Below are 12,634 nucleotides of genomic sequence, written 5' to 3'. Positions count from 1 at the left end.
CACCCGTCCGATCCGGCCGGGCCTTCGCCGTCCGGGACATTACGGCTTGCCACGTGAGGGTTGTGCTATGTCACTCCAGGAGGACGAACGTCGACCGCTGTCCGGAGCCCAGGAGGGCCTCTGGTACGCCGGGCGGCTCGCACCGGACGGTGCCGCGTACAACACGGCGGAGGCGGTGGAGATCCACGGCCCCCTCGACACCGCCCTGTTCGAGACCGCGCTGCGGCGCACCGTCGGCGAGGCCGACACCTTCGCCCTGCGTTTCGCCGACACCGGTGACGGACCGCGCTGCCACCTCGCCCCGGACGCGGACGACTGGCCCCTGCACCGGGCCGACGTCAGCGGCGCCGACGATCCGGAAGCCGCCGCGTGGGCCCACGTCCGCGCCGATCTCGCGGTCCCCGTGGACCTGGACAAGGGCCCGCTGTTCGCCCACACCCTGCTGACCCTGGCCCCCGACCGGTTCCTCTGGCTGCTGAGGGCCCATCACCTCCTGCTCGACGGCTACAGCTACAAGCTCCTCGGGCGGCGCCTGGCCGAGACGTACAACGCCCTGGCCGAGGGGCGCGAGCCGGACCCCTGCGGCTTCGCGCCGGTGAGCCGGCTCCAGGCGGAGGAGGCGGCCTACCGCGCCTCCGAGCGGTACGCCCGTGACCGCGACCACTGGGCGCGCCGCCTGGCCGGCCTGCCGGAACCCGCCCGCCTCACCTCCCGCACGGCCGCCCCCACCGCGCCCTTCCTGCGCCGCACCGTCGAACTGACGCCCGCCGAGACCGGTGCCCTCGACACCGCCGCGGCCCGCCTCGGCGTCCGCCGCACCGACCTGCTGACCGCCGCCACCGCCGTCTACCTGCACCGCATGACCGGCGCCGGGGACCTGGTGCTGGGCCTGGCCACGATGAGCCGGCTCGGCGGCGCCGCCCTGCGCACCCCCGGCACCGCCTCCGACGTCCTCCCGCTGCGCGTGGCCGCCGCACCCGACACGCCCGTCGCGGAACTGGCCCGGACCGTCGCCGGCGAACTGGAGGCCCTGCGCCGCCACCAGCGCTACCGGGGCGAGTTCCTCCGCCGCGACCTGGGCCTGCTGGGCACCGGACGCCGGCTGTACGGGCCGGTCCTCAACATCGTCCCGTTCGACGAGTCCCCGGTCTTCGGCGGACACCCCACCACCTGGCACCACCTGTCCGGCGGAGCCGTCGACGACCTCCAGATCTCGGTGCGCCCCGGCACCCGCCCCGGCGGACTGTGGCTGGCCCTCGACGCCAACCCCGCCCTGTACGAGGAGGACGAACTCGCCCTGCACCGCGACCGGTTCCGCACGCTGCTGCGCCGACTGGCCGAGGCGGAGCCGACGACGCCGCTGGGCGACCTGGACCTCCTGCTGCCGGGCGAACACCCCCGCGACACCCCTGTCCACACCTGTCCGGCCGAGCGGACCCTCACGGAGCTGTTCGAGGAGCGGGCGGCCGCCGGGCCCGAACGGACCGCCGTCACCTGCGGGGACGAACGGCTCACGTACGCCGAACTCAACGCCGAGGCCAACCGCCTGGCCCGGCTGCTGACCGAACACGGCGCCGGCCCCGGCCGGACGGTGGCGCTGGCCCTGGAGCGCGGCGTGCGGCTGCTGCCCGCCCTGCTGGCCGTCCTCAAGACCGGAGCCGCCTACCTGCCCCTGGACCCCGGCCACCCGGCCGAGCGGCTGCGGCTGGTCGTCGAGGACGCGGCCCCCGTCGTCCTCGTCACCGAGTGCGCCCACGCCCACCTCGCCCCGGACACCCTCCCCGCCGTCCTGCTGGACGACCCGGAGGTCGCCGAGGACCTCGCCCGCCGCCCCGCCGCCGACCTGGGCGACACCGACCGGAACGGGCCGGTGAGCCCGTCCGACACCGCGTACGTCATCCACACCTCCGGCTCCACCGGCCGCCCCAAGGGCGTGCCCGTCCCGCACACGAACGTCGTACGGCTCTTCGCCGCCGCGTCCGCGCACTTCGACTTCCGCGCCGACGACGTGTGGACGCTGTTCCACTCCTACGCCTTCGACTTCTCCGTCTGGGAGATCTGGGGCGCCCTGCTGCACGGCGGCCGGATCGTCGTCGTGCCGTACGCCGTCAGCCGCTCGCCGCGCGAGTTCCTGGAGCTGCTGCACCGCGAGGGCGTGACCGTCCTCAACCAGACGCCGTCCGCCTTCGAGCAGCTGATCGACGCCGACCTGGAACGGGCCGGGGACACCGGGGCGCTGCGCTACGTCGTCCTCGGCGGCGAGGCCCTGCGCCCCGCGCGGCTGCGCCCCTGGGCCGACCGGCACGGCCTGGACCGCCCGGCGCTGGTGAACATGTACGGCATCACCGAGACCACCGTGCACGTCACCCACCACCGCCTCACCCGCGCCGACCTGGACGACCCGCGCCGCGGCAGCGTCATCGGCACCCCGCTCGCCGACCTCCGCGTCCACCTGCTGGACGCCGCGGGCCGCCCGGTGCCGCCCGGCGCGACCGGCGAGATGTACGTCTCCGGCGCCGGCGTCGCCGCCGGATACCTGAACCGGCCCGAGCTGACCGCCGAACGCTTCCTCGACGACCCCCACGGCCCGCCCGGCACCCGCATGTACCGCTCGGGCGACCTGGCCCGGCGCCGCCCCGACGGCACGCTCGACTACGTCGGCCGCGCCGACGCCCAGGTGCAGCTGCGCGGCTTCCGCGTCGAACCCGGCGAGATCGAGGCCGTCCTGGCCGCCCATCCGGGCGTCGCCCGCGCCGCCGTCGTGCCCCGCCGCGCCGACAGCGGCGCCCTGCACCTCGTCGCCTACACCGTCCCCGCGGGCGACGAACCCGTGGACCCCGCCGCACTGCGCGCCCACGCCGCCGCCCACCTGCCCGGGCACATGGTCCCGGCCGCCTGCGTCCCGGTGGACACACTGCCGCTGACCGCGAACGGCAAGCTCGACGTCCGGGCCCTGCCCGACCCCGACTTCACCGCCGCCGCGTCCGGCACCCGCCCCGCGACACCGCGACAGGCCCTGGTGTGCGCCCTGTTCGAGGACGTCCTGAAACTGCCGCGGGACACGGTGGGCACCGACGCCGGCTTCTTCGACCTGGGCGGCGACTCCCTCCTCGCCACCCGCCTGCTCGCCCGCCTGCGGCAAGAGACCAGCGCCGAGATCCCCCTCACCGCCCTGTTCGAGACGCCGACCCCGGCCGCCCTCGCCGAGCGGCTCGACGTACGGGCGGACGACACCCCGCCCCGGCCGGCCCTCGGCGGCGCCACGCGCCCGCGGCGGGTGCCCCTGTCCTTCGCCCAGGAACGCATGTGGTTCCTGAACCGGCTCGACGAGGGAGCGGCCACCTACAACATCCCGCTCCTCGTCCCGGCCGGCGCCGGCCTCGACACCGAGGCGCTCCGGTCGGCCCTCGGCGACCTGGCCGACCGCCACGAGATCCTGCGGACCGTGATCGCCGAACACGACGGCGTCCCCCACCAGCACGTCCTGCCGCCGGGGGAGCTGCGCCCGGTCCTGCGGCACGTCGACTGCCCCGCCGCGGAGACCGCCGCCCACGTCACCGCCGCGCTGCGGCACCGCTTCGACCTCACCGCCGAAAGCCCCCTCACCGCCTGGCTGCTGGGCACCGGCGGCGAGCGGGTGCTGCTGTTCGTCCTGCACCACAGCGCGGCCGACGGCTGGTCCCTCGGCCCCTTCGCCACCGACCTGAGCACCGCCTACGCGGCCCGCCGGGCCGGCCGGGCACCCGCGTGGACCCCGCTGCCGGCACAGTACGCCGACTACGCGCTGTGGCAGCGCGCCCTGCTGGCCCCCGCACCGGACGGCCCCGGCCGACTGGAGCGGCTCACCGCCCACTGGCGCACCGCCCTGGACGGCCTGCCCGAGGAGTGCACCCTGCCCGGCGACCGGCCGCGTCCCACCGCACCGCGCGGCGGCGGCGCCCACGTCGAGGCCACCGTCGACGCCACCCTGCACCGCGCCCTGCTGCGCCTCGCCGACCGCGAGGGCGCCAGCCTGTTCATGGTGCTGCACGCCGCCGTCAGCGCCCTGCTCACCCGCTGCGACGCCGGCGAGGACATCGTCCTCGGCACCCCCGTCGCCGGCCGCACCGAACCCGCGCTGGACCCCCTGATCGGCCTGATCAGCAACACCCTGGTGCTGCGCGCCGACACCTCCGGCGACCCCGCCTTCCGGGACCTCCTCGCCCGGCTGCGCACCGCCGACCTGGCCGCCCTCGACCACCAGGACCTGCCCCTCGACCGGCTGGTGGACGACCTCAACCCGCCCCGCACACCCGGCCGGCACCCCCTGTTCCAGGTGATGCTGGCCCTGCAGAACAACGCGCCCGCCGTCCTCGAACTGGACTCCCTCCGAACCGGGTTGCGGCCCACCGCCACCGGAACCGCCAAGTTCGACCTCTTCGTGGACGTCCTGGAACGCCACACCCCCGAGGGCACCCCCGACGGCCTGACCCTGCACGTCGAGTACGCCACCGACCTCTACGACGCCGGCACCGCCGAGGCGTTCACCCACGCCCTGCACGAGACCCTGCGCACGGTGGGCGCCGACCCCGAAGTCCGCGTCGCGGAACTGCCCGCGCCCCCCGGCCGCACCCCCGCCCCGGCCGCGACCGACCCCGTGGAACTGGAGCACGCGGCCCTCGCCGTGCCCGGTGTCCGCGACGCCCGCGCCCTGCCCGGCACCGACGGCACCCCACCCCGCCTGTACGTGGTGCCGGGGCGGGCGGACGCCGCCGAACGCGTCGAGGAGGCCCTGGACCGCGCCGGCCACGGCACCGTCCGCGTCACGGCGGTCAACGTGCTGCCCCGCGCGCAGGACGGCACCGTCGACACCGCGGCGCTGCGCGCCCTGCCCGCCGTCGACCGCACCGCGGCCAGGACCTGGCGGGAGCACCTGACCGCCCTCCCCGGCGTCACCACCGCCGAGGTGACGGCGGAGGACACCCCTACGGAACTGGACCGCCGCCACACCGGCCTGCCCGACCGCACCACGCGACCCGCCCCCGCCCCCGCCGGCCGCGCCTCCGCCGTCCCCGCGCTCAGCGAGGGCCCCGCCCTGACCGAGCCGTCCGTACCGGGCTGGGCCGAGGCCCTGCGCCGCGCCGCCGCACAGGACCGGGGCGACATCGTCCACGTCCACGCCGACGGCGGCGAGCACCGGCGCACCTACGCCTCCCTGATCCCCGAGGCCTCCCGCGTCCTCGCCGGCCTGCGCCGGGCGGGCCTGCGCCCGGGCGACCGGGTCATCCTCCAGTGCGACGCCACCGAGGACTTCATCGCCGTGCTGTGGGGCTGCGTCCTCGGCGGCTTCGTCGCCGTCCCGCTGACCGTCCCCGTCTCCTACGACACCCCCTCGGCGGCGCTGACCAAGCTGGAGGGCATCTGGCGGATGCTCGGCCGGCCCCAGGTCGTGTGCTCCGCCGGCCGCGAGGCCGGGCTGCGCGCCCTCGCCGCCCGGCAGGCCTGGCCCGGCCTGCGGCTCACCACGGCCGACGCGCTGCGCGAGGCGCCCGAGGACCACGACTGGCACCCCGCCGCGCCGGACGACCTCCTGCTGCTGCTCATGACGTCCGGCAGCACCGGCCTGCCCAAGGCGGTACGGCTCACCCACCACAACGTGCTGACCCGCTCCGCCGCCACCGAGCAGCTGAACGGCCTCGGCGCGGACGACGTCTCCCTGAACTGGATCCCGCTCGACCACGTCACCGGCGTGGTCATGTTCCACCTGCGGGACGTGTACCTGGGATGCCGCCAGATCCACGCCCCCACCTCCTGGATCCTCGAGGACCCGCTGCGCTGGATGGACCTCGCCGACCGGCACCGGGTCACCGTCACCTGGGCACCCAACTTCGCCTTCGGACTCCTCGCCGAGCAGTCCCACCGCTTCACCGGCCGCACCTGGGACCTGTCACCGATGCGGCTGGCGATGAACGCCGGCGAGGTCGTCGTCGCCCAGGCCGCCCGCCGCTTCCTGCACGCGCTGAAGCCGTTCGGCCTGCCGCAGCACGTGATGCACCCCGGCTGGGGCATGTCCGAGACCTGCTCCGTGGTCACCGACGCCGTCCTGCCCGGCGAACCCGACGCCACCGAGGGCGCCTTCGTCAGCTGCGGCCGGCCCTACCCGGGGTTCGCCATGCGGATCGTCGACGAGCACGGCACCCTCCTGAAGGAGGACGAGGCCGGCCGGCTCCAGGTCCGCGGCACCTCCGTGACCGGCGGCTACCACGACAACCCGGCGGCCGACGCGGAGGCGTTCACCGGGGACGGCTGGTTCGACACCGGCGACCTGGCGTTCCTGCGGGACGGCGAGCTGTACATCACCGGCCGCGCCAAGGACGTCATCATCGTCAACGGCGTCAACCACTACAGCCACGAGATCGAGGCCTGCGTCGAGGAACTGCCGTACGTGGAACGGAGTTTCACCGCGGCGGTCGCGGTGCGCACCGACCCGTCGTCACCCACCGACGAACTGGCCCTGTTCCTCCACCTCACCCCCGAGGCCGCCGCCGAACCGGCCGGCGCCCTCCGCGAGATCGCCGGCAAGGTCACCCGGGAGATCGGCGTCAGCCCCTCCTTCCTGATCCCGGTCGCGCGGGACGCCGTGCCCAAGACCGAGATCGGCAAGATCCAGCGCACCAGGTTGCGCAAGGGCTTCGAGGCGGGCGACTTCGACGACGAGGTCCGCCGGACCCAGATGCTGCTGGGCACCGCCACGACCGTCCCCGACTGGTTCCTGCGCCCGGTGTGGCAGCGGACGGAACACCCCGGAGCCCCCGCGACGACGCCCGGCCGGCACACCCTCGTCCTGACGGGCGGCGACCCCCGGACCGGGGAGCTCGCGGAACGGCTCGCCGACGCGCTGCGGTCCGCCGGCGGCCTGTGCACGGTGGCCGGCGAGGGAACGTCGTACGCCCGGCTCGACGCCGCGCACTACCGCGTGCGGCCCGCCGAGGAAACCGACTACGGCCTGCTGCTGGAGCGGCTGGAGCACGACCGGCGGCCGGTCGACGCCGTCCTCCACCTCGACGGGCCGCACGGCACGGAGGATCCACAGACGGCACCGGACGACACGACCGGCGCGGAGCGACTGCTCGCGTTCGCCCGCGCCCTCACCACCCGGCCCGGACGGCAGCGCCCCGTCGACCTCGTCCACGTGACGGCGGGCGCCCAGGCCGTGCGCCCCGGCGACCGCCCCTCCCCGGCCCACGCCATGGCGGGCGCGCTCCTCAAGTCACTGGCCGAGGAATCAGGCCGGCTGCGCGTCACCCACCTCGACCTCGCACCGGACGAGGGCGCGGACCCGCTGCCCGTCCTGCCGGCCGAGGCGACGGTCACCGCGGACGGCGCGGAGGTGGCGTACCGCGACGGGCACCGGTACGTACGCCGCCTCGCCCCCCTGCCCGGCACCCCGTCCCGCGTCGAGCCGTCCGCGCACGACGGCTTCACCCTGCTCACCGGCGGACTGGGCGGCGTCGGCGCCGAGATCGCGGCGCACCTGCTCCGCACCCCCGGCACCCGGCTGCTGATCGTGGGCCGCACTCCGGAGTCCGAGGCCGCCGCCTCGGCGCTGCCGGGCGAGCCGGGCGAGGTCCGCTACGCCCGCGCCGACGTCACCGACGAACGCCAGGTGCGGGCCGCGGTGGAGGCCGCCGCCGAGGCGTGGGGCGTGCCCCTGGGGTCGGTGCTGCACCTGGCCGGCACGTTCGTGGAACGGCCCGTGGGGGAGCTGGACGCCGCCACCTGGCGCCGGGCGCTCCGGGCGAAGGCGCGCGGCGCGTGGACGCTGCACCGGCTCACCGCCGACCACCCGGTCGGCTCCTTCGTCACCTTCTCCTCGGTGAACGGCTTCTTCGGCGGCGCCATGAACGCCGCCTACGCCGCCGCCAACGCCTACCTGGACGCCCTCGCCGGCTACCGCCGCAGCCTCGGCCTGCCCGCGCAGTCCCTGGCCTGGAGCATGTGGCGCGAGCGCGGCATGAGCCGCGGCTACGGCCTCACCGCGCTCACCGAGGCCCGCGGCTACCGGCTGCTCGACGTCCCCGCCGCGCTGCGCTCCTTCGACCTGGCCCGCTCCCTGGACGAGCCGCACCTGCTGATCGGCGCCGACCGCACCGCCCCCTGGGTCCGCAGCCACGTCGTCGCTCCCGTGCGGCAGGTGCGGCGCCTGGCCGCGCGCGTCGGCCTGGAGGACGGCACCGACCTGGGCGCCCTGTACCGCGCGGCGGCCGACGGCGCCCGCGCGGCCGGCCTGTCCGACGCATGGACACTGCGCTCGGCGGGCACCACCGCCCGCCCGGACGAGACCGAGACGGGAGAGAACCTGCGGCGGCTGGAGCACCGGATCGCCGAGGTGTGGTGCGGCGTCCTGGGCCGCGACCGGGTGGGCCGGGACGAGAACTTCTTCGACCTGGGCGGCAACTCCCTGCTCCTGGTCACCGCCCGGACCGCCGTCAACCGGGCCTTCGGCACCGACGTGTCGGTGGTCGACCTGTTCGCGCACCCCACCGTCCGGGACCTCGCCCGCCACCTGTCGGAACGCGGCGCCGCCCCGGCGGCGGACGCCGGACCGTCACCCCGGCCGGAGGCCGGCGGCGGCCTGGACCACGCCAAGGAGAAGGCGCAGCGCCAGCGCGCCGCCCGCGCGCGCCGCGCCGCGCGGCACGGGAAGGACCGGGACCGTGCGTGAACCCGCCGGGCCGGGCCGGAACGAGACGAAGCCCCCGCACGACACCACCGAGCCGGGAGAGGACGAGGCACAGGCCGTGCACGACACCAGCACACCCCACGACGAGGACCTCCCCGCCGTCGCCGTCATCGGCATGGCGGGCCGCTTTCCCGGCGCCGACGACCTCGACGCCTTCTGGGAGAACCTCGCGGCCGGCCGGGAGGCGATCCGGCCCGTCACCGACGAGGAGTTCCTCGCCGCGGGCGGCGACCCGCGCGACCTGGACGACCCGGCACTGATCCGGATGGCGTCGGTCGTCGAGGGCATCGACCGCTTCGACTCCGGCTTCTTCGGCTACAGCCCCGCCGAGGCCGCCGTCGTCGACCCACAGCAGCGGCTGCTGCTGGAGACGGCCTACCACGCCCTGGAGGACGCCGGCTGCCTCGGCGCGGACCGTACGGGCGAGGCGTTCGGCGTGTACGCGGGCGCCGGCGACAGCCGCTACTACCCGGCCCACGTGTACCCGCGCTTCGCCGGGCAGCCCGGCTCGGTGGCGCTCGTCCACGCCGCCACCGCCAACTCCCTGGGCACCCTCGCCACCCGCGTCTCCTACGAACTGGGCCTCACCGGCCCGAGCGTGTCGCTCCAGACGGCCTGTTCCACCGCGCTGGTCGCCGTGCACACCGCCTGCCAGGACCTGCTGGACCACCGCTGCGACACCGCGCTCGCCGCCGCCGTCTCCCTCAACCCCTCCGCCGTCCTGGGCTACCGCCACGTGCCCGACGGGCCGTTCTCACCCGACGGCCACTGCCGCGCCTTCGCCGCGGACGCCGCCGGCACCTCCTCCGGCGACGGCGTGGGAGCCGTCGTGCTCAAACGGCTGGAGGACGCCCTCGCCGACGGCGACCGCGTCCGCGCGGTCATCCGCGGCAGCGCCGTCAACAACGACGGCCGCCGCAAGGTCGGCTTCAGCGCGCCCAGCGCCGCCGGACAGACCGAGGTCGTCCTCGCGGCCCAGGCCCAGGCGGAGGTCGACGCCGGCACGATCGGCCTGATCGAGGCGCACGGCACCGCCACGAAACTCGGCGACCCGATCGAGGTGTCCGCCCTCACGGAGGCCTTCCGGCACAGCACGCGGCGGACCGGATTCTGCGCGCTCGGCTCGGTCAAGACCAACATCGGCCACCTCGGCGCCGCCGCCGGCATCGCCGGACTCATCAAGGCGGTCCTGGCCCTGGAACACCGGCGGATCCCGCCGAGCCTGCACTTCGACCGCCCCAACCCGCTCATCGACTTCGACACGAGCCCCTTCCGCGTGCCCACCGCCCTGGAGGAGTGGCCCGCGGAAGGCCACCCCCGCCGCGCCGCCGTCAGCGCCTTCGGCATCGGCGGCACCAACGCCCACGTCGTCCTGGAGGAGGCCCCGCCCGCCGCCCCCGCCGCGCCCCGCCCGCCCGAGGACGGCCGCCGCCTGGTGCTGCCCCTGTCCGCCCGTACCGCGGGCGCCCTGCGCGGCCAGGCCGAGGCGCTCGCCCGGCACCTCGAACGCAGGCCCGAGCTGCGCCTCGACGACGTCGCGCACTCCCTGCGCACCGACCGGCCCGCGCTGCGCCACCGGCTCACCGTCACGGCGGCCTCCCGCGAGGAGGCCCTCGACGCGCTGCGCACCGCCGCCCCCGCCACCCCGCCGCTCCCCGACGACCCGGCCCGCGTGGCGTTCCTGCTGCCCGGCGGCGGCACCCAGTACCCCGGCATGGGCGCGGAGCTGTACCGCGACCACACCGTCTACCGCGACACCGTCGACGAGTGCGCCCGCATCCTGCGGCCCGTCCTCGGCGCCGACCCGCGCACCGCCCTCTTCGAGGAGCGGCGGCCCGACGACACCTCCGCCTTCCTCGGGCTCGTGGTCACCGAGTACGCCCTGGCCCGCACCCTCATGGAGTCGGGCGTGCGCCCCGACGCGCTGATCGGCCACTCGCTCGGCGAGTACACGGCCGCCTGCCTGGCCGGCGTCATCGACCTCGAGGACATGCTGCCCCTGGTCACCGAACGCATCCGGCTCATCAGCTCCGCCGGAGGGGCCACCGTCGGCGTCGCCGCCCCGGCGGAGGAGATCCGGCCGCTGCTCGACGACGACCTGTCCCTGGCCGCCGTCAACGGCCCCCAGGCATGCACCGTCGCCGGACACCTCGACGCCGTCACCCGCTTCGAGGCCGAGCTCACCCGCCGGAGTGTGCCGTTCCGCCGCCTGCGCATCCCCGTCGCGGCCCACTCCCACGTCCTGGACCCCGTCCTGCCGGCCTACGAGGCCCACCTGCGCCGGGTCGCCCTGCGCCCGCCGCGCATCCCGTACGTCACCAACGTCACCGGCACCTGGGTCACCGACGCCCAGGCCACCTCCGTACGCCATTGGATCGACCACACCCGCGCCACTGTGCGGTTCGCCGACGGCATCACCGCCCTGTGGGACCGTCTGCGCCCGGTCCTCGTGGAGATCGGGCCGGGCGACACCCTGACCAAGCTCGCCACCGGCCGGCTCGCCGACGAGGCACCGGTGACCGTGACCACCATGCGGCACGCCAAGGCCGAGGCGTCCGACGGGTTCGTCCTCGCCGAGGCGCTGGGACGGCTGTGGAGCGCGGGCGTGGACGGCGCCCTGCCCCCGGTGCCGGGCGCGCCCCGGCGGGCACCGCTGCCCCCGTACGCCTTCGAACGCCGGCGCCACTGGATCGACGCCCCCGGCGCCCGCACCGGCCCCGCCGTCCCCGACGACACCCCGGCCGCGGCGGACACCGGCCCCGGCCTCGCCCCGCGGCCCCGGCTGACGACGGAGCACGTACCGCCGCGCACCGCACGCGAACAGGCGGTGACCCGGCTCTGGGAGGAGACCCTGGGCATCGGCGGCATCGGTCTGCACGACAACTTCTTCGACCTCGGCGGCGACTCCATGCGCGCCGTGCTGCTGGCGGGCCGGCTGCGCCAGGCCGGCGTCCTCGACGTCCCGGCGGCGACCCTGCTGGCCGCCCCCACGGTGGCCGGGGTCCTCGCCGCAGCCGACGAACCGGACGGGGGGACCGCCACGGGGGAGGCGCGGACCGCGCTGAGCCCGCTCCTGCCGCTGCGCGCCGAGGGCACCGCCACACCCCTGTTCTGCGTCCACCCCGGCGCGGGCGTGGCCTGGCGCTACACCGGCCTGCTGCCGCACCTCGGCGGCGACCAGCCCGTCCACGGCATCCAGGCGGCCGGCCTCGACGGCACCACCCCGCCCGCCCCGGACGCCGCCGCCATGGTCGCCCACTACCTCGACCTGGTGCGCCGGGTGCAGCCGCACGGCCCGTACCGGCTGCTGGGCTGGTCCTACGGCGGATTCGTCGCGCACGCCATGGCCTGCGCCCTCCAGCGCGACGGCGAGCGGGTCGAACTCCTGGCCATGCTCGACGCCCCCCAGCCGCACGGCACCGCTCACGACCCCGACGCGGCCGAACGCCAGGTGGCGGCCCTGCTGTCCCGGGTGGCCGGACTCCCCGCCGGCCCCGGCGCGGTGCCCCCGGACGTCGACACCGTCCTGGACCGGATCGACGCACAGGTCACGGCCGACCCGTCGAGTTCCCCCGTCACCCGCGCCGAGGCCGCCGCCATCGCCGTCGTCATGCGCAACAACCTGCGCATCGCACCCCAGTTCACCCCCGGTGTCTTCCGGGGCGACGTGCTGTTCTTCAGCGCGGCCGAGGAGACGCCCACGGACTTCCCGGCCGACCTGGCGGTGCTGCCCGGCAAGGCCGACAGCTGGCGGCCCCACGTCGACGGCACGCTGCACGACCACCACGTGCCCTGCGGCCACTACGAGATGACCGAACCCGGACCGATCGCCCGCATCGGCGAGACGGTCGCCAAGGCCCTGCGCGGCCTCACCGGCTGAGCCGCCGTTCCCCCTTCCCTCCCGAGCACGCG

2 protein-coding genes are annotated in these 12,634 nt (G+C 76.2%); both read left to right on the top strand.

From position 1 onward, the window contains the following. Positions 1–67: 67 nt before the first annotated feature. The gene (locus tag IH50_RS0121635; protein WP_030864711.1) at positions 68–8,704 is read left to right on the top strand and encodes a non-ribosomal peptide synthetase; all 8,637 of its coding nucleotides are present in this window, start codon (positions 68–70) and stop codon (positions 8,702–8,704) included. Further along, positions 8,697–12,602, top strand: a complete 3,906-nt coding sequence (locus IH50_RS0121630; protein ID WP_234328218.1) for a type I polyketide synthase — start codon at positions 8,697–8,699, stop codon at positions 12,600–12,602. The genes IH50_RS0121635 and IH50_RS0121630 overlap by 8 nt, the downstream gene beginning before the upstream one ends. Positions 12,603–12,634 lie beyond the last annotated feature (32 nt).

Origin of the sequence: Streptomyces sp. NRRL S-37 (assembly GCF_000721605.1) — a bacterium.
Taxonomy (GTDB): domain Bacteria; phylum Actinomycetota; class Actinomycetes; order Streptomycetales; family Streptomycetaceae; genus Streptomyces.
The sequence above is the reverse complement of the archived record's forward strand: the minus strand, read 5'-3'. Positions and strand labels throughout refer to the sequence as shown.